This is a genomic window from Gilvimarinus polysaccharolyticus (assembly GCF_001187555.1).
Taxonomy (GTDB): Bacteria; Pseudomonadota; Gammaproteobacteria; order Pseudomonadales; family Cellvibrionaceae; genus Gilvimarinus; species Gilvimarinus polysaccharolyticus.
In genome coordinates this window covers 1-24,372 of sequence record NZ_LFIJ01000003.1, presented here as the reverse complement: position 1 = coordinate 24,372, position 24,372 = coordinate 1, and the positions used below count along the sequence as shown (strand labels likewise).

Sequence of the window (24,372 nt, the reverse complement as noted above, 5' to 3'; positions counted from 1 at the left end):
TGAACTCCTTAATGTTGCAGCAAGGGATTGCCTTGCAGCCAATGGGGGCGAGTTGCTTTAGGCTTTTGGCCTCTGGCTGTCGCCGATAAAAATACCGCGAAACGAAGTGTGTAAAACCAGTGTTGCTATAAGCTTACCCAGCTTTGAGCGTTGGCACTTGCGACAATACCGTCTATTGCGGTCATGTTGCTCAATGCATCGGTCATCGGTGTAGGTGCAGGCTTATTATGCAATATTGCCTCGGCAAACGCATCGGTCATATTGCGGTAGTGGTTGGCCGGCTCAATGGTGTAGCGCTGGAGCTTATCGGCTTGTTTAAGGGTGAGCTCGGTTGCGGCGTCGGCAATTGGGTTAAACGGGATCGCGAGGCGAATGCTGCCGGCCTCGCCGGCAATCTCTACCCACTGCTCGGGCTCGGTTTTGGTCGAGCAGGTAAAGCTGGCGATAGCGCCATCAAACTCCATTAACGCCGAACTAATGCAGTCGACCTCGTAATCCCCTAGGTTGTTTAGGTGGCCGAGTACTCGAGTCGGTTCGCTGCCCAGTAAGTAGCGCGCCAAAGACACGCCATAACAACCGATATCCATCAGTGCTCCGCCACCCATAGCGGCGCTGTTACGGATGTTGCTGGTGTCGCGGTTGTTGTAGCTAAACGCGCACTGAATAGTGCGCAGGGTGCCGATCGCGCCTGCATCGCACAACTGCTTGGCTTGTTGCCATTGGGGGTGGAAGCGGTACATAAACGCCTCCATTAACTTTAGCTCTGGGTGGCGCTCGGCGCAGGCGAGCAAAGGCTCCAAATCGGTGGCATTAAGACCGGCAGGTTTTTCTACCAGTACATGTTTACCTGCCTCTAGGGCCTTGATCGACCAAGGTACGTGTAGGTGATTCGGCATCGGGTTGTAAATGGCATCGATGTCCGGGTCTTTTAGTAATTCCTCATAACTGCCGTAAGCACGGGTGATACCGAGCAGGTCGGCTTGCGTGCGGGCGTTTTGCGCATCGCGTGAGGCGATCGCGACAACCTCGCCCAAGGCAGAAGACTGAATAGCAGGGATGGTGTGTAATCGGGCAATTTTGGCCGTGCTTAACACGCCCCAGCGGATCTTGGTCATCGAAGGTCTCACGGCAAGTCAAAGTCGTAGGGTTTAGCGCGGATTATACGCGTTAATGAAACGTTTCGCAGGCGGCTTTTGTTGAGTTTTGCCCTAGGCAATAAGATTAGACGGTTAGTGTGCGGCGAGCAACTGGCTGGGTATCATTCCGGTCCAGCGTTTAAACGCACGACGCAGGTTGCGGGTATCGTGAAAGTGCAGCCGCGCCGCGATCTCGGCGAGCGGCAACTGCTCGTGTGTTAGCCAGAATAAGGCCTGCTCTTTACGCACTAGATCAAAGCGTAGTTGAAAGCTGGTGTGATGCTTTTTTAACTTGCGTTTGAGTGTGGCCGGGCTGATGGCAAACTCGTTGGCCGCTGTCTCTAACGATGGATTACAGGGTAAGTGGTTGCGTAAATATTTATCGAACGCGGTGATAAACCCTTCGGCAGAACCCTGTTGCAAGCGACGCTCACATTGTCGGCTAGCTATTTGGTTGACGCTGGTTGCCGCGCCTGGCCACGTTTGCTCAAGCTCTTTACGTGCTATCTGCATGCTGTACTGATGACTGCCGGTGTGCAGGTGCGGCCCCCAATGCACTTGGTATTGCTCGCGATGATCGGGCTCGCCGGGTAAATAAAATTGCCACGGCAGTGTGCGCCCCGCCAGATGTTTGGTGGTGGCGACTAGCGCGCTGATCATCATGTCGGCTAAAAATGCAATGTGCTCGCCGGCGCCACAAGCGTCGTGCCAGTGGATAAACAAAGCATCGCAGTGCCACTCAAGTCTTGGGCTAAGCAGTGGTGACAAAATGGCTTGATACTTAACGATAACTTGAATCGCCGCCAGTAAATTAGCAGAGCTTTGCAGTGCACTTGCGGCTGGGCCAAAATTGCCGGGGTACAATCTGGCTCCGGCTAGAAAAGCGCTGTCGGCCGCCGGCAGTAGTTTGCGTAAATTGCCAAGTAAGGCAAAGCATTGCGCGGGCCGCAGAGTTAATTCTCCGGTGAGCACATCCTCCATAAATATTCCGGTGCCGCGTAATAGTTTGTCGCTGTGTAGCCCTCGGCTGCAGGCGAGGTCGATAAGGGCCGCGGGGAATTCGTGCGCCGGAATACAGGCTGTGTCGATTTCGTAATGGCTCGTCTCTTTCATGTTAAGCGGCCACAACGCGTAGGTTTGCTTTGCTGTCTTTAGCGTGCAGTAAGCGAGTCGTTGCCCGTTCAATCATTGCTTCGGCATTGTCTTCCTCGGCGGTGCAGATGCCGGTACTGATGCTTTGGTACAGCGTTTCGCCCTGCTGCGCCGTCTTGTAAGCAAAGTGCTCGACCGCGCGGCTTAGTTGCGCAGTAATTTCGCGCGCCATTAGTTCGCCCGTGTTGGGTAAGACCACGGCAAACCTATCGCCTGCGTAACGACACAATAAATCGGTGCGGCGTAAATTAAGCAAGATAATCTCGGTAAGTGCTTGTAGCAGTCGATCGCCCTCCGCATGGCCAAAGCGGCGGTTGGTTGAATCAAAGTGATCAATGTCTAGTAGCACTAACGCCAACGGTTGTTGCTCGCTGTTGGCGTGCCGCAGTGCCAGGCTCAGTTGTTGGCGTAAAAAGCGCGCATCGCCCAACCCCGTTAAGCCATCTTGCAAACGATACTCTCTAAAAACTTGCTCGCGTTTGCGGCGCTGTTCGGTAAACAGCAGTTGTTCTTTGTGCCAGTGATACAGGCCAAAGGTGAGTACTGTCAGGCCGATAGGCATCAGGGTTGATTCCAGTCCGCTGTTTAAAAATAACCCTTTGTCGATCGCCACGAGTTCATCGAGTAAATCCTGAAAAGTGCCGACAAAAATTAGCCCGAGTCCTAGGGTTAATAAGTTCGTGACAGGGCCGTTGGGGCGACTGTTAAGTGCAAAACCAAGCCATAGCGCTGCAAGTAAGCTAACGCCCCCTTCCCCGATGATGTCGAGCCAGTCGATTTGTTGCCAGGTTTTAATTTCTCCCACGGCAAGGCTAATCAGAATGGTGATGTTGGTGATCAGGGCAATCGCCAATAGCTTCCACTTATGTAACCGAATCATGATGTTGTCCTAAAAAACGTAGGGTATGTCTATAGCAAGCCAATGTAACGGTTGTGTGACAGTCCGAGGGGGCAAATCAGCTCAGGCTACATGCCAGTTTTATATAAAAAGAGCGTCGTCTTGAGCTGCAGGGCTTGCCGTGAGCGGCCCTGCGGCGGTGAGTTGGGGGGCCGCTTAGCTCACAGGCCAGATAAAACCCCAGTTAAAGGCCGGTTTGCTCGGTATTGATAGGTGCTTGTCACAGCACTGTCACTTTGTCTTTTTATCGTCGGCGCACCAAGTAACTGGATGACGCGTCGTTACACCGTTAACTAAGGCGCGCCCACCACAACGATTATTATCACAGGAGAGGGGCAGTGACACAGACTAACCAAGTATTGCCGATAGGCAAACAATGGCAGCGCAACTTATTGGCTTGCGTCGTGGGCGCATTAATGGCCGGCAATGCTTTGGCGGATGGCCGTATTAATGGTCAGTTGACTGCCGAAATTAGCGGTATGCCACTGCAGGGCAGCCGGGTAAAAGTTGAAGAGCTTAACTTAAGCGCCGTGACCGCTCGCGATGGTCGTTTTGTTTTGAACGGTGTTAAGCCGGGTGAGTACACGTTAAGTGTGAGTTACCTCGGGGTGGACACTATGACGCGCCAGATTACCGTGGTGGATAATGAAACGCTGGTGGCTAATTTTAAAATTAGGCCAGAGCGTGCGGTAGAGGAATATGTGATTGTGCTTGGGCAAGCAAGTAGCTTAAACAAAGCACTAAACCGTCAGCGCTCGGCCGATAATGTTGTCAGTGCGGTGTCATCCGATGCCATTGGCCAGCTCCCCGATACTAATGTATCGGAGGCGTTGCAACGCTTGCCTGGTCTGTCGATCGAGCGCGATCAAGGTGAGGGCCGCTATGTGCGCGTGCGTGGCTTGGGGCCAGATTACAACGCTGTCACCATTAACGGTGTGAGCTTGCCGTCTCCCGATAGCGGACGCCGCGCGGTAGCGCTGGATGTGATCCCGTCAGATTTACTGGAAGGCTTAGTGGTCACTAAAACGTTAACCCCAGATCTTGATGCCAACGCATTGGGCGGCAGTATCGACATCCAAAGTCTGTCGGCATTTGATCGTGACGGACAGTTTTATTCCTTGACCGCCGAGGGTAGCTATAACGATTTGACCGATAACTTCAGCCCTAAACTTGCGTTAACGGGATCAGATAAATTTAGCGTTGGCCGTGGCACTGACAACCTTGGTATCGCCGCTGGAGTTAGTTGGTACGATCGCGAGTTTGGCTCGGATAATATCGAAACCGGTGGCGCGTGGGATTTTGATGATGGCGAGGCCTTGTTGGAGGAGATCGAGCAGCGCGATTACACGATTGCTCGTGAACGCTCGGGCATGACTTTTAATGTTGATTATAAGTTGTCCGACAACACCGATTTATATTGGCGTAACCTTTACAGTGAATACACTGACTCTGAACAGCGTTTAGCCAATATCGTTGAGTTTTCAGACGCCATCGCAGAGGGCGTTAGCAGCAGTGCTGAGGTAGCCCGCGAGCTTAAAGATCGCACCGAAACACAGAAGATTCTGTCGACCTCGTTAGGCGGTAGTACTCGCGTCAACAGCTGGACACTGGATTATCGCGTGGCCTTGTCAGAGTCCAGCGAAGACGAACCACAGCATCTAGGTGGCGCTGTGTTCGCCAGTATTGATGACATTGAGGGCGTATCGTTCAGTGATACGGCGACTCCTTATTTAAATACTCCCGCGAGTTTTGTAAATGCCGCCAGTTACGAGCTGGACGAGGTAGAGCTGGCTAAATCGAACACCAATGACACCGACACTAGTTGGCAGTTTGATATTAGCAAAGATTTTTTTGTCGGCTCCCACTCGGCTATGGTTAAGTTTGGTGGTAAGTACAGCGATCGCGACAAAGACAGCGATGTAGAGGTCTGGGTGTACGAAGACTTTGATGAGCAGGGTTTTAGTGATGATCAGCTGCTGATGACTTCTTATGCGACGGCCAATCGTGATTATAGTTTGGGCGAGTTTGGCCCCGGCATTGATTCGACGAGTGTTGTTGCCGCGGTTGCTGGGCTGGATCAAGCCGACTTTTACTCCGAGGAAGATTCACGCATTGAGGACTTTGATGTATCGGAGCAAGTGTTGGCCGCCTATGTGATGGGCCGAATCGACTTGGGTGATCTGCGGTTGTTGGCGGGCGTGCGTTACGAGGACACTGAGTTTGATGCGCTGGGAACCCGCTACGACGGCGATACCTTTGAGGACAATCGTGCCGACAACCAGTACGACCACTTGTTGCCGTCGTTGCATGCACGCTACTCCCTTGGTGATAACACGCAGTTGCGCGGTGCTTGGACAAACACCTTGGTGCGTCCGACCTTTGATCAGTTGGCGCCGTTCTTTGTGATCGATGATGAAGAAGCCGAGTTTGGCAATCCGGAGTTGGAGCCGCTAGAGTCCAGTAATTTTGATCTGGGTGTTGAACACTACATGGGCTTAGCCGGTGTGGTTTCGGCTTTTGCTTACTACAAAGATATTGATAACTTTATTTATCAAACCGATCTCGCCGGCACCGAAATGTACGCCGATTACGATGAGGCAATCAGTTACGCGAATGGTGACTCTGCCAATATTTATGGCGTTGAGTTGGCCTTTTCAAAGCAGTTCGTCTCACTGCCTGCTCCATTCGATGGTTTGCTGCTGTCAGCGAATGCGACTTTCTCGGCCTCCGACGCGAGCCTTACGTATTTTGATGAAGATGCCGGTGGCATTGTCAGTCGTGATAGCGCCATGCCCAGTCAGTCGGACACTACCGGTAATGTATCGATGGGTTATGAGGCAAGTAGTTTTAGCGTGCGTTTGGCTGCGAACTATAAGTCCGAGTATTTATTAGAGGTTCAGGACGTTAGCGATGCACAGCAAGATATCTACGTAGATGAGCAGACGCAATTAGATTTCTCGGCGCGCTACTATATTACCGATGGTATTCAGCTCTACCTGGAGGCGGCTAATTTAACCGATGAGCCTTACTACGCTTACATTAATGATACGTCTTACGGTGCGCAGTACGAGAACTACGGCTTAACTTATAAATTGGGCGTCACTATTACCAATTTTTAATCGCGTTCATCGATCAGTGAGCGGGTGCCGATGTTTGCTTGTGCCCGTAAAACTAGAAAGTGATAGGAATCAATAATGAAAATACTTCGATTATGTTGTGCGCTAATGGCAAGTGCCAGTATGGCCGCGTGCGCCGCTACGACAACCGCCGTAGCGGATATGCAAGCTGCTGCTTTAGTGCCGGTGGCGCCGGGAAGTTACTTGCTACTGGATAATGCCGGCACACTGAACTGGTATAACCCCGATGCGACGATAAAAAATCTGGGCGTAAAACAGGCTGAGTTATTGGATGTTGTAGCGGCTACTGATACGCTCTACGGCGCAACCTTGATGGGTGAGAACTACCTCCCGACATTGTTAACCATAAACACTGAAGCGCAATCGGTCGCGGTTGCCGTCCAAGCTCCGGCGCCAGCTTTTTTACCCGAGGCTCTTTGTCTGGATAAAAACTTGGATGGCGATATTTCGCTGTTTGTCGTCGATGAGCGAGGCGGTGCTGAGCAGTGGTTGATGGCAGACGAAAGCGGTCCTGTCGATCCGACCTTAGTGCGCCGCTTAGCTATTGCCCCTAACGTTACCAGTTGTGCGAGTGATAACAACGGTAACTTATACGCAGCAGAAGAATCTGTGGGAATTTGGCAGTACCCCGCCGACCCAGAGTTACCTGCGAGCCGAGCCGTGGTGGATATGGCAGAGCCTTTTGGTGCGTTGGCTGGCGCGAGTGAAACACTTGCGGTTGTAGGTTCTAGTGTGATCGCGGTAAGTGCTAAGAGCCATCAGCTTGCACTTTACACACAGGGCGACGGCAGTTTCACTCGCCATATTGTGGGGCAGCTCGAAGGTTTAGGCGAGCCGGAGGCATTGCGCGCATGGTTTTCGAGTGACGACAAACAATTGCATACGCTACTTCGCGACGATGACACCGGATTAATTCACCAAAATATGTGGGCTCTGCCTGACTCTGTAACGCTAGCGCAATTGCTGCCGGTTACGGCAAAAGTGATTGCCACCGTTAAACCAACTATGGAAACAGATCCGGTTGTCCGTTTTGGTGATGCCGCTGATGACCCCGCCATTTGGGTGCACCCAAGTGATCCCGCTGCTAGCCGAATTATTGGTACCGATAAAAAGCATGGGCTGCTGTCCTACCGCCTAGATGGCAAGCAGGTGCAAATGCTGCCTACGGGTCGATTAAACAATGTCGACTTGCGGTATGGTTTTAATTGGAGCGGCACCAGCGGTGACATTGCTGTAGCCAGTCAACGCGACCATAACTCATTGTCGGTTTATCAGCTTAACCCTGCGACCGGCGAGTTAACGTATCGCGCTGAAGTGCCAACGGGTTTGGAAGAAATTTACGGCCTGTGTATGTACCAAGACGGTGATGTTTATTACGCATTTGCCAATGGAAAAAGTGGCCGCTTTGAGCAATACCAGCTAAGCGCTTCTGACGGTCAAGTGTTTGGTAAAAAAGTGCGTGAATTTAGTGTTAAGTCGCAGCCTGAGGGGTGCGTTGCCGACGACGCACGCGGGCAGTTATTTATTGGTGAGGAAGATGTTGGCATCTGGGCGTTATCGGCAAAAGCCGCAGATCCAAGCAATATAACAGAAGTGAAAATGATCGATGATGAGCTGGTAGACGATGTGGAGGGGTTAGCGCTGTACCCTGCAAACGATAGTCGTTATTTGATTGCTTCGAGTCAAGGCGATAACACTTACCTTGTGTTGCAAAGCCAAGCACCTTACGCCACGTTGGGTAAATTTAGGGTGGCAGCAAACACTGCGCTGGGCGTTGATGGAATCTCGGAAACCGATGGTTTAGAGGTGACTCACCGCTCACTGGGAAAAGGCTATGAGCTAGGTGCTTTTATTGCGCAAGACGGGCACAACGTCATGCCTGAACAACCGCAAAACTTTAAAGCTGTAAGTTGGCAAGCCATCGCCGAGGAGCTGGGCCTTGAGTAAACGCTACACGTTTAATAACAGCAACAGTTTACAGTCGGATTTAACCGCGCACGGTGTTAATGATATTGATGATATCGCGGTTAACCCGGCTGGCAACCCATCCCTTTGGGAGCTCTCCTGTAGCCGGCGCACGCTGGCGACAGGTTCCATGATGCTTTGCCTGGCGAGTTTCGCCGGGCCTTTTTCGTTAAGTGGTTGTGTTACAAAGCCTGTAAAAACTACGTTTAAGGATGCTCTGCGAGCTAAGATTAGCTTTACACCGGTCGGAGCAGCGCTGGGCGAGAATGTCGATGTGGTTACCGTCCCCGACGGTTACACCGCGAGCGCTTTTTTTAGTTGGGGCGATGAGGTCGTAAAGGGCGCACCGGTATGGCAGAAAAACGCCAGCAACAATGCCGCCGAACAACAGCTACAAGCGGGGCAAAATAATGACGGCATGCATTATTTCCCATTATCAGATGCTCCTAATGAGCATGGCTTGCTCGTAGTCAACCACGAGTACACCAATGACACACTGCACCCCGAAGGGCCCTGCGTGGTGAGTGCGAGTGATGGTCGCAAGTTGCGCCCTATCGATCAGGTGGCAAAAGAACAGGCCGCTCACGGTGTTAGCGTGATTGAAATTGAGCGTCGGGCAGGGCAGTGGCAGCGCGTAGCGGCATCGCCCTACAACCGCCGTTTGACGGCCAATACAGCAATGGATATTAGTGGCCCTGCAGCTGGCAGTGACGCCATGAAGACCGCACAAGACCCGACTGGAACACGCGTGCTGGGCACGTTAAATAATTGCTCGATGGGGGTGACTCCGTGGGGCACGTATTTAATTTGTGAAGAGAACTGGAAAAACTATTTTGTCAATCGCGACCAAAGCGATTGGCAGCACCGACCCAGCCAGCAGCGCTACGGCGTTGCGACCGGTGCACACAGCCACAAATATTTTTGGGAGTCGGCCGACGAACGTTTTGATGCGACGTTTAACCCAGACTTGCCCCATGGTGGCTTTGTTAATGAACCTAACCGCTTTGGCTGGGTGGTAGAGTTCGATCCGTTTGACCCTACAGCGGTGCCGATTAAGCGCACTGCACTGGGCCGTTTGGTGCGCGAGGGCTGCACTTGCGTACAGGCAGACGATGGTAGCTTAGCGTTTTACTCCGGCGATGATACTCGCGGTGAGTACGTTTATAAGTTTGTACCCGACGGTAAATTTGACCCAGATAACCTTGCCGCGAACCGACGGCTACTTGATTCCGGCACAGTTTATTGTGCGGTGTACCACGCGGATGGTCGCGGTGAATGGCGGCCACTAATTTACGGGCAACACGGTTTGACGCCGGAGCGAGGTTTTTATTCGCAGGCAGATGTGCTGATCAACCTTCGTGGCGCTGCGGACTTAGTGGGTGCGACACCGATGGATCGCCCCGAGTGGGTGGCGGTCCACCCGCAGTCGGCCGATGGTTATGTTTCGTTAACCAATAATCATCTGCGTGGGGTAGCGTTTGGCTCGCCGTTAGATGCGGCAAACCCGCGAGCCGAAAACCACCACGGGCAAATTTTGCGCTGGCGCGAGCATAATCAGCACCCAGCGGCGCTGACCTTTGAGTGGGAGTTGTTTTTGTTGGCGGGGCCAACGTTGAGTGCACCTGATAGCAGCGGGGCATTAGCGCCACTAACTGGAGATCGTTTTTCATGCCCTGATGGCTTGTGGTTTGATGGCGATGGCCGTTTATGGATCGCCACTGATTATGACGAGCGAGAAGCACCCTACCTTACTCAGGGGATGAATCAGTTGCTGTGCGCCGATCCAGTGACGCGCGAAGTGCGCCGTTTTATGACAGGGCCTGCCGGCAGCGAAATAACAGGATTAACTGGCACCCCAGATGGCACCACGTTGTGGTTTAACGTGCAGCATCCGGGCTTGAGTTACCCTGCCTCCGATGGTAAAACTCGGCCGCGCTCCACTACTGTTGTGGTAACCAAAAACGATGGTGGAGTGATTGGCACATAGAGGCTTGAAGTCGTTGTGCTTAAGCGCTTTCGATAAAGCGCTTAAGCAATACCGGCAGTAAGGTGAGGTCGCTTAGCAGCGCAATCAGCATCGCCAGACTGGTTAATAAACCAAACTGCACGCTTGGCACAAAATCAGAAAACACCAGTAATAAAAATCCTAATGTAATAATTGTAGTGGTGTACAGCAGTGCGTAGCCGACACTCATGTGGGTGCGCTCAAGTGCGTGCGCGCTATCACCATTGGTCAGTTCTTCACGATAACGATGAATGTAGTGGATGGTATCATCCACGGCGATGCCCATAGCGATTGAGGCAATGGTGATCGTCATTAAATCCAGCGGAATCGCCATCCAGCCCATAAACCCAAGTACTGCTATCGTGGTCAGTATGTTAGGGGTAATGCCGATTAGGGCTATTTTAAATGAGCGGAATAAGGCCCAAAAACTAAGCAGCAATAATACATAGACGATTCCTAGGGCTAAAATCTGCGAGCGGAACAACTTATCGAGAATATTTTGATAAAGCACAAATAGATCGGTTAGCTGGTAGCGGTCTTGAGGAATTGCTAGTTTTTCCATGTCGGCGTGAATGCCAGCCAGTAAGTCGGCGCGATTTAAGCCTTCGGTGGTGTCCTGAATGCGTGTGCTGATACGCACCTGACGCTCTTCTTTATTAAAGTAAGAACCCAGCAAGTCGTTTTTTAAACTCTCATCCATACTCCAGTAGACGGCGTTAAGTTCGTACTCGGTTAGTGGCTTTGCGTCGTTAATTTGTTGTGCCAGCTGGGTAAAGTTAACCACTGATAATGTATCACCTACACCTTTGTGCCGCTCCAGCGCAGCCTGTATCAGCTGCAAGGTTTGAATGTCGCGCGCGGTAAACTCTAAATCGGTATTGGCGGGTTTTTCTGGCAGGGTGTAAACCAGCTGTAAGGGTGTTGATCCGCCAAATTCTTGATCAATAAAGCTCAGCTCTTGATGAACTTTGGTCGAGTCGCGAAAGTAATTGATAAAGCTGTTTTCAACGCTTAAAAAGAACAAGCCGCTGCAGCCGATCGCGAGCACCATCAAGCTAGTCAGTATCGGCCAGCGTGGGTGTTTTTGTATCCAGCTGGCGTTGGCCTGTAGCAGCTTGTTGGCCCAACGAGATCTTTTACCGGGTTGTTCACGTTTTAGTAGCGACAACGTTGCAGGAAAGAGCAGCAGGCTCACGCTGATAGACAGCGTCATGGCGATAATCATCATCCAGCCAAAGCTGATAACCGGTTGGATGTCGGTAAACACCAGTGAGGCAAAGCCAATCGAAGTGGTGATGCCAGCATAAAAGCACGGTTGTACTTTGCGGGCAAAGGTTTCGATCACTAACTGCTTTTGCTGCCATTCGGGGTTGGCGTTGCTGTACTCGCGGTACTGCACTATCAAGTGCACGACAATCGCCAAAGTTAAAATCAATTGCAAGGCAATAAAGTTAGATGATATTACCGTTGCCTTAAAACCCAATAAACCAAATAACCCGACTGTGCAAATTACGCTGCTTAAACAGCACAGAACGGGAATTAAAACCCAGCGAGTTTTGCCAAATATGACAAACAGCACAAGACAGATCATGCCGGCAATGGCGCCGCCAAAAATACTTAAATCGTTTTTGATAATATTAATAAGCTGGTAGCCCAGTACGTGCGCGCCCCCTAAGTAAATTTTGGACTCGGCCTCGTAGGGTTTAATCAGTTCGCGAATTTTAGCGATTTCTTGATTGCGTTGCTGAGTGAGTGTCCTTAGTAGCGGCGCGGCCTTGGTTTGCAGTGTTTGCAGCGTTTCTTGGTCGTTGTCACTTAGTTCGTGCTCAAGAGCTTTCTCTTGCAGCGCGGTAATTTTACTATCGATATCACTAAGTTGTTTATTGGGTTTAAACAATACTTGCAACGCGGTAGCAGTTTGCGCTTTGTTGATTACCAAATCTTCAAAAATGGGGTGGTCGGTAAATACCTCTTTAAGCACAGAAGGGCTGAAGTTTGATTGCTCTATTGTCCATTTTTTAGCGCCACTATCGGCGCTTAACCCACCCTTGGCCAAGCTTAATAATGGCACATTCAAAATAGACCGTACCGACTCGACTCGCTCAATCTGCTCCAGCTGAGCACTGAGCTTGGCGATGTTATTAAAAGTTTTTTGGCTGAGTACTTTATGGTCTTTAGGTTGGTAGGCAATCAGTAAAAACTCTTGTGGCGAGAAGCGCTCGTTAACCACTTGAGTTTGCAAATACAGTTTGTTTCCCTTGGTGAGTAGAGTGTCGGCCGATGCGTCAATTTTAAAATTGAGCGCTTGATAGCCCAGCGCAGCGGTGATAATAGTAAAAGCGATAAGCACCAATTTGTGGTGCTCGACTAAAAAACGAGCGACGCGCTTATTCATAATCGGCGTCCCTCATAATGCTTTGCAAGTACAAGTTGCGAAATAAGAGGTAAGGATCTTCGCTTTGGTCGTACAGCGCTTTGTAGCGCTCGGCGTCGCTGGCGTAATCTTGTAGGTAATCGGTGCCTTGTATGCCCAAGCGCTCTGGGTCTTCAAACAAATAGTTGAGAGGGTTTAAGAAGTAGCCGGTAATGGCTGATGAGCCATCGCGTACATCCGACGGCCCAAGTAACGGCAGCACGATATATAACCCGTAATCGGCCCCCCACGCTATGAGCGTATCGTCAAAGTGGGCTTCGGCGCGCTCTAAGCCAAACCATGCTTCGGCGGGGTCAAACAATCCGCCGATACCCAGTGTAGAGTTAATGATAAAGCGCGCTAGGTTGCGGCAGGCGAGCTTGCCTTCTAGCTGTAGTAGGTTGTTGGCAAAATAAATGGGGGATTTTATATTGTAGAAAAAATTGCTAACGCTATTGCGTACCGGTAGCGGTAGTACTTTTACGTAGCCGTTGGCCAACGGAATTAACACATAGCGGTAAGAGAAATCGTTAAAAGCAAAAATCGCGCGGTTAACCTTAATTAAAGGGTCGTGGTAGTCAGTATAAGACACCACGGTGGGGCTGATATCAGGAAGTCCCTCCGGTGCTTTGATGATCTTGCCACCCGCTGCTTTATCAATCGTCAGCGGTTGTTGCGTAGTTTTAGAGTGACTGCTGCCATTAACACTGTGCTCGTAGGGTACATAGGTGCGGCCGATATCATTGGCCGGTTGTGGTTGGCTAGAGCAGCCGCTTATTAACGCAAGTAACAGACCTGTACACAGCCATAATCGCGGCCGTACCAAAAATGTAGGACGGGTAAGGTGTTTGCTTGTGTTCATCATAGCTGTCTCACGCAAGTAAGGTTCGTGTGTGGGTATTATCGTTGCTGTTACACGAGTAAAAACTCAACAATCACCTAGCTATAGCAAGGCTTATGCCATAGGGCGGGGGCTCTAAAGGTCTAGGGGATGTGCTTTGTATCGATGATAAGTTGGCGTTAAATACATTTAATTGTAACTTCTACCAAAATAACCAAAGACTTTGCTGGATGGCAGAACCTTAAAAAAAGGGCGACCAATGTCGCCCAAGAGGGAGCTTGAACAGGGGAGGGCAAAAGTTGTTTAGTGTGCTTGTGCTAAGCTTTTGTGCTCTGCAGGGTTGATAACTTGGATGTCCACGCGGCGCTCTAAGGCATAGGTTTCAGTGTCGCCGAGAACGGCCAGTGTGGAGCTGGAGCCGTGCGCGTTAAGGTCAACTCGCTGCGGATCGACACCGGCAGCAACCAATGCCTCGAGCACGGTGCGGGCGCGATACTGGGACAGTACATTGTTGTATTCGTCTGTGCCGCGCGGGTCGGCATAGCCATCCAGTCGCACCGATAGCTCAGGGTTCTCTACTAAAAATTTTGCCAGTGTATTGAGCGCTTTGGAGTTTTGCTCGCTGAGCTGGTCTTCTCCGGTTTTAAACATCACTTGTAGCTCTAACTGCTCGAGAGTGATGCTGTCAAAGTTCTCGATGGTGTTGTGGGCTAGGTGTAATTGGCTAGACATATCTTTTAACTCCGCTTGCGAGGCGAGCCATTTTTGCTCAAGTACTGCCGCTTCGGCGTTATTCTCCATTTGCTCGCTGACATATATAGTGCCAATAAAGGCGGCCAGAAAGCCCACCGGGCCGCCGATAAGTGCGCCTGCCGCCAAACCGCCGGTGGCGACTCCGGCCTGCTTGGCTTCTAAGCTTACCGCGTGTCCATCAATTGGGGTGATAACGCTGGATGCGATAATAGCGCTGACCAGAAGTACTTTCTTCATATTGCTTCTCCTAGGTTTAATAACAGTGTTGAAGTTTGCTTTAGTGGTTATTAAACAAATAAAAACAGGCAGTTCTATGATGCAAATGAGGCAATTTGGCGTTTAATTGTGATGAAATATGACGTTCTTTAAATACACTTTGAGGCACTGACTTTTACGGTGCTAGATGGATGCTATATAGGCTGACTTTTATTTCCGAATCAGCTTGATATTGGCCATCGTGCCCTCATCTATTAACCATGATATTTTTGTGGGTTTTGTTTGATGCGGGCGTTGTGCGCCGCATTTAATTGTGAGGAATGATCAATGCGACTCGATCGACTAACCAACCAACTACAGCTGGCCCTGTCGGATGCTCAATCGATGGCCGTAGGCCGAGATAACAACCAATTGGAGCCGGTACACTTGATGCTGGCGTTGCTCGATCAGCAGAGCGGCACCGTACAGCCACTGTTGACGCAAGCAGGGTTTGATGTGAAGGGCCTGCGTAACGAGCTGAAAAAAACGCTCGACCGATTGGCCCGAATACAAGCTCCCTCGGGCGATGTGCGTATGTCGTCCGAACTTGGCCGGCTATTGAACTTGGCTGACCGTCATGCGCAAAAAGCTGGCGATAAGTTTGTTTCCAGTGAATCCTTTTTGCTCGCCACCATGATCGATAAAGATTGTGAGCTGGGTAAGCAATTAGCACAGTTTGGCAATACCGAACGGTTAGTGCAGGCGGTAGAGGCGGTGCGCGGCGGCGAGACGGTGGATGACGCCGATGCCGAGGGCAATCGTCAAGCATTGGACAAATATACGATGGATTTAACGGCCCGTGCCGAAGCCGGCAAGCTGGACCCAGTGATTGGCCGCGATGATGAAATCCGCCGCACTATTCAGGTGTTACAACGCCGCACTAAAAACAACCCGGTGCTTATTGGTGAGCCGGGCGTGGGTAAAACCGCGATTGTGGAAGGTTTGGCTCAGCGCATTGTCAATGGCGAAGTCCCAGAAGGCCTAAAAAACAAGCGTTTGTTGTCACTAGATTTGGGTGCACTGTTGGCAGGCGCTAAGTTTCGCGGTGACTTTGAGGAGCGCTTAAAAGCGGTTATGAATGAGCTGGCCAAGCAAGAGGGCCGAGTGATTTTATTTATCGATGAGCTGCACACTATGGTTGGTGCAGGTAAGTCCGAGGGCTCGATGGATGCAGGCAATATGCTTAAACCGGCGTTGGCCCGCGGAGAGTTGCATTGCGTGGGTGCAACTACCTTGGATGAGTATCGGAAATTTATTGAAAAAGATGCAGCACTTGAGCGTCGCTTTCAAAAAGTGCTGGTCGATGAGCCCACCGAGGAAGACACCATTGCGATTCTGCGTGGCCTTAAAGAGCGCTACGAGGTGCACCACGGGGTAGATATTACTGATTCGGCGATTATTGCTGCGGCCAAGTTGTCACAACGCTATATCACCGATCGGCAGTTGCCCGATAAAGCAATTGACCTGATCGACGAAGCGGCCAGTCGAATTCGTATGGAGATCGACTCTAAGCCCGAAGAGATGGATCGCTTAGAGCGCCGTTTAATTCAGTTTAAAATTGAGCGTGAAGCGGTTAAAAAAGATGAAGATGAAGCCAGCCGTAAACGCTTGGCTAAGCTCGAGGCCGACATTGATGAGCTGGAGCGTCATTACGCTGAGTTAGAAGAGGTCTGGCGTACCGAAAAGGCTGCTCTGCAGGGCTCACAAGAAATTAAAAGTCACCTTGAGCAGGCGCGCCTAGATTTAGAGACGGCTCGTCGGGCGGGAGATTTAGCCCGCATGTCAGAGCTGCAATACGGCATTATCCCCGAGCTTGAAAAACAGCTGGATATGGCCAGTCAGGTCGACATGATGGAGATGACCCTGCTGCGCAATCGAGTAGGTGAGGAAGAAATTGCCGAAGTGGTGAGTAAGTGGACGGGCATCCCCGTTAGCAAAATGCTTGAGGGGGAGCGCGAAAAGTTACTGCAAATGGAGCGGGCGTTGCACAAGCGAGTGATTGGCCAGGATGAGGCTGTGGTTGCGGTATCGAATGCGGTGCGGCGCTCGCGGGCGGGTTTGTCTGACGCCAATCGCCCGAACGGCTCATTCTTGTTTTTGGGGCCTACCGGTGTGGGTAAAACCGAGTTGTGCAAAGCTTTGGCGAGCTTTTTGTTTGATACCGAAGATGCTCTCGTGCGAATTGATATGTCCGAATTTATGGAAAAGCACTCAGTGGCTCGTTTGATCGGAGCACCACCGGGTTATGTTGGCTATGAAGAGGGCGGCTACCTTACAGAGGCTGTGCGTCGTAAGCCGTATTCGGTTTTACTGCTCGATGAGATTGAAAAAGCACATCCGGACGTCTTCAATATTTTGCTGCAAGTGTTGGATGATGGCCGCTTGACCGATGGTCAGGGGCGCACGGTGGATTTTCGCAATACCGTGATAGTCATGACCTCGAACCTTGGGTCAGACCGGATTCAGGATCTGACGGAGGATAAATCTTTTGATACGGTGTCGTTTGATGCCAGCGGTCAATTGTCCGACTCAGTCGATAACGAAAATCGCTATGCTGCTATGAAGGCGGCGGTGATGGAGGTGGTCAGTCAGCACTTTAGGCCCGAATTTATTAACCGTGTGGATGAGGCTGTGGTGTTTCATCCTTTGGGGAAAACCCAAATTCGCACCATTGCCGATATTCAAATCGGCCTGCTTGCCAAACGTCTAGCCGATAAAGATTTGTCGCTGGATTTAAGTGCGGAGGTGTTGGATCGTTTAGCGGAAGCTGGATTTGATCCGGTGTATGGCGCTAGGCCGCTTAAGCGCGCGATCCAGCAGTCGATTGAGAATCCGCTGGCGCAGGAGCTACTGGCGGGTAAGTTTGCCCCCGGGGATGTGATTCAGGCGGATCTAACGGGTGATAAAATTACTTTCTCGGCGCTTAAGCCGCATTAACACGCTTTATTTTATAGCTTAATAAAACCAACAAGGCCTCACGATTTGTGAGGCCTTGTTGGTTTAACAGGATTCTTTAATAGCCGCTTGCGCTTGCTCGATCCGTTTGGCTTTTTGCTCTTCATCCAAATAGGTAAAGCTGCCATCGTCGGTCGGTTCCCGAATTCGGCCGCCGCGATTAAGGATCTCTAGATTGTCTTTGGCCGACTCGCACCGCTCGGGGTCTTTGTTTGAAGCCTTTTCCGTGTTGTCTTGTTTGGCTGAGGCGGCTTCTTTTTCCGCTTCGCTTGAAAAATGCGAGTAATCGACCGGTTCACTGTGGCCAGTTTGCGGTTTGATGGCTAAGCTCTCTTGTCCGCTGGGCGGGCGAGTACCGAAATGCACACCACCGTCCTCATCGGTCCATTTGTAAAAGGTCTCTGCAATTGCTTGGGTGCTGCCCAGCGCACCTATAAGTGCTGCTAATCCCAGCATGCGGCTGAATGTTTTGTGCATAAATTTCACCTTGGGGACATTGTTCTTCTTGTTACTATAACGCTTAATTACCTCTTACGGAAAACCAGTTACTGCAAGTTGTGATCGAATTGGCCGCAGACACTACTTTTTAGGTAGCTAAACCCAGTAAAAACGAGCTTTATACTTGACAAAAATGGTCAAGTTGGGAAAATGGCATACTCGCTAGATGGCTCGTAAGCTTTACCGACAACCTCGGTGTTTCACGCTGCGTCCAGCAGGTCACCCGCCTGTTGAACCATCCGCATCGCGTAGGCGCATCCACCGATGTCACCTGCCCAAGAGACCGCCATCGCTATAAGCGCGCAACTTGGGGAATCTACTAAATCTTATATCGCATCACGATCAAGCGCGACCGAATTTGCGGCGGCCTTTGATATGTGGGCGTATTCTGTTGAGACCAGCTGTATTAAAAGGGGATACAACGTGGAAATGCTATCAGGCGGCGATATGCTTATTCGCTCGTTGCGGGACGAAGGGGTTAAATACCTGTTTGGATATCCCGGCGGCGCAGCACTGCATATTTACGACGCCATTTTTAGGCAACAAGAAGTTCGACATATTCTAGTGCGTCATGAGCAGGCTGCAACACACGCTGCGGATGCATACTCACGCGCCACCGGTGAGGTAGGTACCGTATTGGTTACCTCTGGCCCCGGCGCGACCAATGCTATTACTGGTATTGCCACCGCTTATATGGATTCGATTCCAATGGTGGTTATTTCCGGTCAGGTGATGAGTCACTTAATTGGTGAAGACGCCTTCCAAGAAACCGACATGGTTGGTATCTCGCGTCCAATCGTAAAGCATAGCTTTATGATTAAACACCCAAGCGAAATTCCCGACGTGGTTAAACAAGCCTTTTACATCGCTCGCACTGGCCGTCCCGGCCCGGTGGTGATTGATGTGCCTAAAGACTTAACCGCCCCGTTTGAGACTTTTCCGTACGAGTATCCCGAGAAAGTTAAGATCCGCTCTTACACTCCCGCAACTCGTGGTCATGCAGGGCAGATAAAAAAAGCCGCGCAACTGTTAATAGAGGCGCGCCGTCCGGTTATTTATTCCGGTGGTGGTGTAGTGCAGGGCAATGGTTCGGGCTTGTTAACGGAGCTTGCTAAAAAATTGAATTATCCGGTGACCAACACTCTGATGGGCTTGGGTGGTTACCCGGGTACAGACAAGCAGTTTTTGGGTATGCTCGGAATGCACGGCACCTACGAGGCCAATATGGCCATGCATCACGCGGATGTGATTTTTGCCGTAGGGGCGCGTTTTGATGATCGTGTAACCAATGCGGTTAAAGAGTTTTGCCCTAACGCCAAAATTATTCACGTAGATGTAGACCCCGCGTCTATTTCTAAGACCGTTACGGCAGACATCCCCATTGTCGGTTCAGTGGAGAGCGTTTTGGGTGAAATGTTGGCACTGATTCTAGAAAGTGACGACAAGCCAGATGCCGGTGCTATTGAGTCATGGTGGACGCAAATCAATGAGTGGCGGGAACGTCATGGCCTATATACCGCTCCTCGCTATAACACCAGCGGTGAAAAAATTATGCCGCAAGACGTGATTAAAGTGCTGCATGAGGTAACTGGCGGAGATGCTTACATTGCCTCCGATGTGGGCCAGCATCAAATGTTTGCCGCGCAGTACTACTTGTTTGATAAGCCGCGTCGCTGGCTTAACTCTGGCGGCTTGGGCACGATGGGATTTGGTTTGCCTGCCGCTATGGGAGCGCAAATGGCTGATCGAGATGCGGTTGTTGCCTGCGTAACCGGTGAAGGCAGTATTCAGATGTGCATTCAAGAGCTGTCTACTTGTACTCAGTATAATCTGCCGATCAAAATCATCTGCCTAAACAACCAAGCCTTGGGCATGGTGCGGCAGTGGCAAGATATGCAGTACTCCAGTCGTTATTCTGAGAGCGTGTACGAAGATTCACTGCCCGATTTTGTTAAGTTAGCCGAATCTTACGGCCATGTGGGTATCCGCGTGACTAAAAAAGAAGAACTAAAAGCAAAAATGGAAGAGTGTTTTGCCATGAAAGATCGCGTGGTATTTATGGATATTTCGGTAGACACCGCAGCGCACGTTTATCCTATGCAGATTGCAGGCGCGGCCATGCGTGATATGTGGCTGAGCAAGACGGAGCGCACCTAGGTATAGGGGAAAAACCGCTTATGGTTTTTCCTTCGAGCGTTGCTGTATGACAGAGTTTTGGTGAAGGTGCAGATTTTTGGCATTTTTACCCATAAGGCAACGCTCGTATTTGGCTAGGCGCAAAATGGTCGTGCCTTGGTGCACTCCATAAAATAGAGAATTTTTTATGAGACGAATTATTTCAGTATTGATGGAAAATGCCCCCGGCTCACTGTCGCGTGTTGTGGGGCTGTTTTCTCAGCGTGGTTATAATATTGAGTCACTCACCGTGGCGCCAACAGAAGACGAGACCTTGTCTCGCTTGACCTTAACCACCCTCGGCGACGATCACAAGATTGAGCAGATCACTAAGCATTTGAATAAGCTCATTGACGTGGTGAAGCTAGTGGATTTGACCGAAGGTGCGCATATCGAGCGCGAAGTCATGTTGATTAAAGTTAAAGCTGCCGGTGCACAGCGAGCTGAAATTAAACGTTGTGTCGATATTTTTCGGGGGCAAATTGTTGATGTGACTGCGAGCCTGTATATCATCCAGATTACCGGTACCAGCGATAAACTCGATGCCTTTTTACAGTCGGTAGGCGATGCCTCTATCCTCGAGGTGGTGCGCTCTGGTGTGTCGGGCATTGCCCGAGGTGAAAAAGTTCTGAGTTTGTAGTTTGTTTGGCCGACCAGCACTTGGTATGACACAACGGAGTTGACGATTTCTGAGGATGTGCAGGGCGAGGTGTTGGCCGAGCGCGGCGAGGAGATTGTTAATGGCCCGAACGGTATTAACGCCACTTCTGGGGCGGTAATGTTCGAATAAAATTAACCGCGCAGTCCAGCTGCGCGGTTTTTGTTAAGGCGCCTTGTCGGCAATTTGCCGCCAAAGCGCTGAGACAATTGGGCTTTTTAGGCGTTTTTTAAGCACACAGATGCCAGTCTCGACTACTCCTAAATCCGGTTGATCAATCACTCTTTTTACGCGTGCTTGCAGCGGACTGTTCTCCAGTACTATTAAAGGTACTAATCCCACGCCAAAACCCAAGCTCACCATGCTCACAATAGCTTCATTACCTTTTACTTCGGCATAAATACTGGGGCTAAGGTTCTGCTCTTTACACCATAGATCAAAGCGCTCGCGGGCTAGTCCTTCCTCGGAAATAATGACCGGTTGTTGGTGCCAGTGCATATTGCTGTCTTGTTGCATGGGGGCGATAAACACCAGCGGTGAGCGAGCGATGGGCTTAAAGTCTAGCCCTGTTGGTAAGCGGTCTGGCCGCGCCGCAATGACGATATCCTCCATGCCCGAGGTTACCCGTGCTATAGCTTGCGCCGGATCACCAGTGTGCAGCTTTATATTGATGCCGGGATGGCGGGTGCGAAACTCGGTGAGAATGTCGTATAAAAAACTGTAGCTGGCTGTAACCGAGCAGTAAATGCTTAGTTGTCCGCGTAATGGCTTACTGTCTGTTAGCAGCGACTCCTGGAAGGTTTCCCATTGTTGCAATGCTTCACGTGCAAACTGTAAGAACTGCTGTCCCTGCTCGGTCAGGGCAACAGAGCGGTTATCCCGTAACACCAGTTCGGTATTTAGCTCTTCTTCCAGCTGTTTAAGGTTGCGACTGATGGTCGATGGGCTGACGTGGCAGGCGCTGGCGGCGCGCCCAAAGTGGCCCGCAGTGGCTAATGCGGTAAATAGCTTGAGTTTATATATATCCATAATGTACTGCGTTGCGGTTTTTGCAATGTGAGGTTGCGAATATATCATTTTACGTAACGTTGTGTATTCATTAGACTGCATGGGATTTTTCTATTCATGCACTTCTATAGGAGTTTGCTATGCAAGTTTATTACGATAAAGATTGCGATCTTTCGATCATCCAGGGCAAAAAAGTAGCCATTATTGGTTACGGTTCACAAGGCCACGCCCATGCTTGTAACCTCAACGACTCTGGCGTAGACGTCACTGTTGGTTTGCGTAAAGGCTCTTCATCTGTTGCTAAAGCTGAGGCTCATGGCCTTAAAGTTAGCGAAGTAGCCGAAGCTGTTGCTGGCGCTGAAGTTGTAATGCTGTTGACTCCTGATGAGTTTCAGGCAGAGCTGTACCGCGATGAGATTGAGCCTAACCTAAAAGAAGGCGCCACTTTGGCGTTTGCCCACGGTTTTGCGATTCATTACAACCAAGTTGTACCGCGTAAAGACTTGGACGTGATCATGGTTGCCCCTAAGGCGCCTGGCCACACTGTACGTACCGAGTTCACCAAAGGTGGCGGCATCCCCGATCTGATCGCGGTTTATCAAGATGCTTCTGGCCGTGCTAAAGATGTTGCACTGTCTTATGCTAGCGGTGTTGGTGGTGGTCGTACCGGTATTATCGAAACTACCTTTAAAGACGAAACCGAAACTGACCTGTTTGGTGAGCAAGCAGTTTTGTGTGGCGGCGCTGTCGAGCTGGTTAAAATGGGTTTTGAAACACTGACCGAAGCGGGCTACGCACCAGAAATGGCTTACTTCGAGTGTCTGCATGAGTTGAAGTTGATTGTTGACCTGATGTACGAAGGTGGCATCGCCAACATGAACTACTCGATCTCTAACAACGCTGAGTACGGTGAGTACGTTACTGGCCCTGAGGTGATTAACGCAGAATCACGCGAAGCTATGCGTAACGCTCTGAAGCGTATTCAAAACGGCGAGTACGCCAAGATGTTTGTTGCTGAAGGTGCACACAACTATCCGTCAATGACGGCTAATCGTCGCAACAACGCAGAGCATCCAATCGAGCAAGTGGGTGAGAAGCTGCGTGCCATGATGCCTTGGATTCAAGCTAATAAGATCGTCGACAAAGCTAAAAACTAAGTCGCGCCTTACTTTGTTTATTTCCAACCACAAACCCCTGCCTAGCGCAGGGGTTTGTGGTTTATGTGTTACGCTAATGTTTTTAGCTGGCGAGATGAGAGTGTATGAGCCAAGATACCGAAAAGCACGTCGACGACCAAGATGCCGATAGTCTTCTGCCGTTTGATGAGCATGTAGAAGAAGTTCAAGAGGGTGGCAAGAAAGTTCGTCACCGCGGCGTGTATCTACTGCCTAACCTGTTTACCACGGCGGCATTGTTTAGTGGCTTTTATGCCATTGTCTCGGCAATGTCGACCATGCCCAACCGGTTTGAAGTCGCAGCTATTGCTATTTTTGTTGCTATGATTTTTGACGGACTGGATGGCCGAGTGGCGCGTCTAACCAACACCTCCAGTGCTTTTGGTGAGCAGTACGACAGCTTGGCCGACATGGTGTCGTTTGGGGTGGCTCCTGCGCTGGTGATCTTTAATTGGGGGTTGGCTGATCTTGGCAAGGTCGGTTGGGCGGCTGCGTTCGGCTTTACGGCCTGTGCCGCGTTGCGCTTAGCTAGATTTAACACCCAAATTGGCACGGTCGACAAAGGTGAGTTTGTTGGCTTGGCAAGCCCTTCTGCCGCTGCCTTAATAGCGGCGATGGTTTGGGTGGGGGGTGATGTTGAAGTCGATTGGCTTGTTGCCACGGGAGCCATGCTTATTACCATTATGGCGGCACTGTTAATGGTCTCTAATGTTCGTTATACCAGCTTTAAGAGTATCGACCTGCGTGGTCGAGTGCCATTTGTAGCCATGCTGGCAGTTGTCTTGGTGTTTGTCGTAATCACTATAGACCCTGCGCGAGTGCTACTGGTTGTTGCGGCGAGTTATGCCTTCTCGGGGCCAGTCTGTTGGTTGTGGTCGCGTCGGACGGTATTGTTTCAGCGACATAAGAAAGTATCGTTAGCCGCCGCGGATGCTGCTGCAGTGGAATCGGAATCTGCGGGCGATAAATAACTTCATTCTTTGGCAGCTACATAACTCAAAGAGGTGAGATGCAAAAGGCGGCGTAAGCCGTTTTTTTGTGGCTGGGTTTTGGCTGTTTATGTGTTTGCTTTTTGATCGATTTTGGCGATAGACACGAAAGTGTAAAAATAATGTGATTAAGGGCTTGTGCGATTGAGATTGGTGCGTATAATGCGCCCCTCTTTCGCAGGAAAGGGCGGGTGGTGAGGCCTTAGGTCGAGCTTTCCGGGGTTGTAAAAACTTTAGTTAAATTAAGGGTTTACAAACAAAAGTTGGTGTGTATAATGCGCATCTCTCGAGTCAGGGGCCACGGCCTGCTGGGTTGAGGCAGGCTTAAGGTTGAAGCGTTTTTACTGCTTCGTTAATGA

The 24,372-nt window shown here is 50.6% G+C and carries 16 protein-coding genes; 8 read left to right on the top strand and 8 right to left on the bottom strand.

Going from position 1 to position 24,372, the window contains the following annotated elements:
• Positions 1-125 precede the first annotated feature (125 nt).
• The 3 genes from GILYN3_RS15835 to GILYN3_RS15825 all read right to left on the bottom strand — a co-directional run bounded on the left by GILYN3_RS15835 (position 126) and on the right by GILYN3_RS15825 (position 3,168).
• Positions 126-1,115 carry a Gfo/Idh/MocA family protein gene (locus tag GILYN3_RS15835; protein WP_049724008.1) on the bottom strand — a complete coding sequence of 330 codons (990 nt, stop codon included), beginning with the start codon at positions 1,113-1,115 and terminating at the stop codon, positions 126-128.
• 114 nt (positions 1,116-1,229) lie between these two features.
• Entirely contained in the window at positions 1,230-2,249 is a 1,020-nt protein-coding gene (locus tag GILYN3_RS15830; RefSeq protein ID WP_049724007.1) for a helix-turn-helix transcriptional regulator, read from the bottom strand.
• A 1-nt stretch (position 2,250) separates the two neighbouring features.
• Complete coding sequence (locus GILYN3_RS15825; RefSeq protein ID WP_049724006.1) at positions 2,251-3,168, bottom strand: diguanylate cyclase; 918 nt, start codon at positions 3,166-3,168, stop codon at positions 2,251-2,253.
• A 356-nt stretch (positions 3,169-3,524) separates the two neighbouring features.
• On the opposite strand from GILYN3_RS15825, the gene GILYN3_RS15820 reads away from it, so the two are divergent.
• The 3 genes from GILYN3_RS15820 to GILYN3_RS15810 all read left to right on the top strand — a co-directional run bounded on the left by GILYN3_RS15820 (position 3,525) and on the right by GILYN3_RS15810 (position 10,275).
• Entirely contained in the window at positions 3,525-6,305 is a 2,781-nt protein-coding gene (locus tag GILYN3_RS15820) for a TonB-dependent receptor (protein ID WP_232305627.1), read from the top strand.
• 75 nt (positions 6,306-6,380) lie between these two features.
• The gene (locus GILYN3_RS15815; RefSeq protein WP_049724005.1) at positions 6,381-8,270 is read left to right on the top strand and encodes a phytase; all 1,890 of its coding nucleotides are present in this window, start codon (positions 6,381-6,383) and stop codon (positions 8,268-8,270) included.
• The gene (locus GILYN3_RS15810; protein WP_084005583.1) at positions 8,263-10,275 is read left to right on the top strand and encodes a PhoX family protein; all 2,013 of its coding nucleotides are present in this window, start codon (positions 8,263-8,265) and stop codon (positions 10,273-10,275) included. The genes GILYN3_RS15815 and GILYN3_RS15810 overlap by 8 nt, the downstream gene beginning before the upstream one ends.
• Before the next feature lie 19 nt (positions 10,276-10,294).
• Here GILYN3_RS15810 and GILYN3_RS15805 read toward each other — a convergent pair whose 3' ends face one another.
• The 3 genes from GILYN3_RS15805 to GILYN3_RS15795 all read right to left on the bottom strand — a co-directional run bounded on the left by GILYN3_RS15805 (position 10,295) and on the right by GILYN3_RS15795 (position 14,537).
• A complete protein-coding gene (locus GILYN3_RS15805; protein WP_049724004.1) occupies positions 10,295-12,688 on the bottom strand; it encodes an efflux RND transporter permease subunit in 2,394 nt (797 codons plus the stop codon).
• Positions 12,681-13,571, bottom strand: a complete 891-nt coding sequence (locus GILYN3_RS15800) for an MlaA family lipoprotein (protein WP_232305626.1) — start codon at positions 13,569-13,571, stop codon at positions 12,681-12,683. The genes GILYN3_RS15805 and GILYN3_RS15800 overlap by 8 nt, the downstream gene beginning before the upstream one ends.
• A gap of 279 nt (positions 13,572-13,850) precedes the next feature.
• Positions 13,851-14,537, bottom strand: coding sequence for an OmpA family protein (locus GILYN3_RS15795; RefSeq protein ID WP_049724003.1), 687 nt, complete (start codon positions 14,535-14,537; stop codon positions 13,851-13,853).
• A 306-nt stretch (positions 14,538-14,843) separates the two neighbouring features.
• Between GILYN3_RS15795 and clpB the strand changes: the two genes are divergently transcribed.
• On the top strand, positions 14,844-17,492 hold the full coding sequence (gene clpB, locus GILYN3_RS15790) for an ATP-dependent chaperone ClpB (protein ID WP_049724002.1): 2,649 nt from the start codon (positions 14,844-14,846) through the stop codon (positions 17,490-17,492).
• A 63-nt stretch (positions 17,493-17,555) separates the two neighbouring features.
• On the opposite strand, the gene GILYN3_RS15785 is transcribed toward clpB, so the two are convergent.
• Positions 17,556-17,987: a DUF4124 domain-containing protein gene (locus tag GILYN3_RS15785; protein WP_049724001.1), complete on the bottom strand. Its 432-nt coding sequence runs from the start codon at positions 17,985-17,987 to the stop codon at positions 17,556-17,558.
• A 444-nt stretch (positions 17,988-18,431) separates the two neighbouring features.
• Here GILYN3_RS15785 and GILYN3_RS15780 point away from each other — a divergent pair, with 444 nt between their 5' ends.
• Together GILYN3_RS15780 and ilvN are read left to right on the top strand one after the other, a co-directional pair.
• Complete coding sequence (locus GILYN3_RS15780) at positions 18,432-20,165, top strand: acetolactate synthase 3 large subunit (protein ID WP_049724102.1); 1,734 nt, start codon at positions 18,432-18,434, stop codon at positions 20,163-20,165.
• A 166-nt stretch (positions 20,166-20,331) separates the two neighbouring features.
• Positions 20,332-20,823, top strand: coding sequence for an acetolactate synthase small subunit (gene ilvN, locus GILYN3_RS15775; protein WP_049724000.1), 492 nt, complete (start codon positions 20,332-20,334; stop codon positions 20,821-20,823).
• A 183-nt stretch (positions 20,824-21,006) separates the two neighbouring features.
• On the opposite strand, the gene ilvY is transcribed toward ilvN, so the two are convergent.
• On the bottom strand, positions 21,007-21,870 hold the full coding sequence (gene ilvY / locus GILYN3_RS15770; protein ID WP_049723999.1) for an HTH-type transcriptional activator IlvY: 864 nt from the start codon (positions 21,868-21,870) through the stop codon (positions 21,007-21,009).
• Positions 21,871-21,989: 119 nt separating this feature from the next.
• Between ilvY and ilvC the strand changes: the two genes are divergently transcribed.
• The gene (ilvC, locus tag GILYN3_RS15765; protein WP_049723998.1) at positions 21,990-23,006 is read left to right on the top strand and encodes a ketol-acid reductoisomerase; all 1,017 of its coding nucleotides are present in this window, start codon (positions 21,990-21,992) and stop codon (positions 23,004-23,006) included.
• 104 nt (positions 23,007-23,110) lie between these two features.
• Complete coding sequence (pssA, locus tag GILYN3_RS15760) at positions 23,111-23,995, top strand: CDP-diacylglycerol--serine O-phosphatidyltransferase (RefSeq protein WP_049723997.1); 885 nt, start codon at positions 23,111-23,113, stop codon at positions 23,993-23,995.
• Positions 23,996-24,372: the final 377 nt, after the last annotated feature.

Coding starts and splice junctions, on each gene's coding strand:
- GILYN3_RS15800 (WP_232305626.1), bottom strand. CDS start 13,571: ATGATGAACACAAGCAAACACCTTACCCGTCCTACATTTTTGGTACGG.
- GILYN3_RS15785 (WP_049724001.1), bottom strand. CDS start 17,987: ATGCACAAAACATTCAGCCGCATGCTGGGATTAGCAGCACTTATAGGT.
- GILYN3_RS15805 (WP_049724004.1), bottom strand. CDS start 12,688: ATGAATAAGCGCGTCGCTCGTTTTTTAGTCGAGCACCACAAATTGGTG.
- pssA (WP_049723997.1), top strand. CDS start 23,111: ATGAGCCAAGATACCGAAAAGCACGTCGACGACCAAGATGCCGATAGT.
- GILYN3_RS15825 (WP_049724006.1), bottom strand. CDS start 3,168: ATGATTCGGTTACATAAGTGGAAGCTATTGGCGATTGCCCTGATCACC.
- GILYN3_RS15795 (WP_049724003.1), bottom strand. CDS start 14,537: ATGAAGAAAGTACTTCTGGTCAGCGCTATTATCGCATCCAGCGTTATC.
- GILYN3_RS15815 (WP_049724005.1), top strand. CDS start 6,381: ATGAAAATACTTCGATTATGTTGTGCGCTAATGGCAAGTGCCAGTATG.
- ilvY (WP_049723999.1), bottom strand. CDS start 21,870: ATGGATATATATAAACTCAAGCTATTTACCGCATTAGCCACTGCGGGC.
- ilvC (WP_049723998.1), top strand. CDS start 21,990: ATGCAAGTTTATTACGATAAAGATTGCGATCTTTCGATCATCCAGGGC.
- ilvN (WP_049724000.1), top strand. CDS start 20,332: ATGAGACGAATTATTTCAGTATTGATGGAAAATGCCCCCGGCTCACTG.
- GILYN3_RS15835 (WP_049724008.1), bottom strand. CDS start 1,115: ATGACCAAGATCCGCTGGGGCGTGTTAAGCACGGCCAAAATTGCCCGA.
- GILYN3_RS15830 (WP_049724007.1), bottom strand. CDS start 2,249: ATGAAAGAGACGAGCCATTACGAAATCGACACAGCCTGTATTCCGGCG.
- clpB (WP_049724002.1), top strand. CDS start 14,844: ATGCGACTCGATCGACTAACCAACCAACTACAGCTGGCCCTGTCGGAT.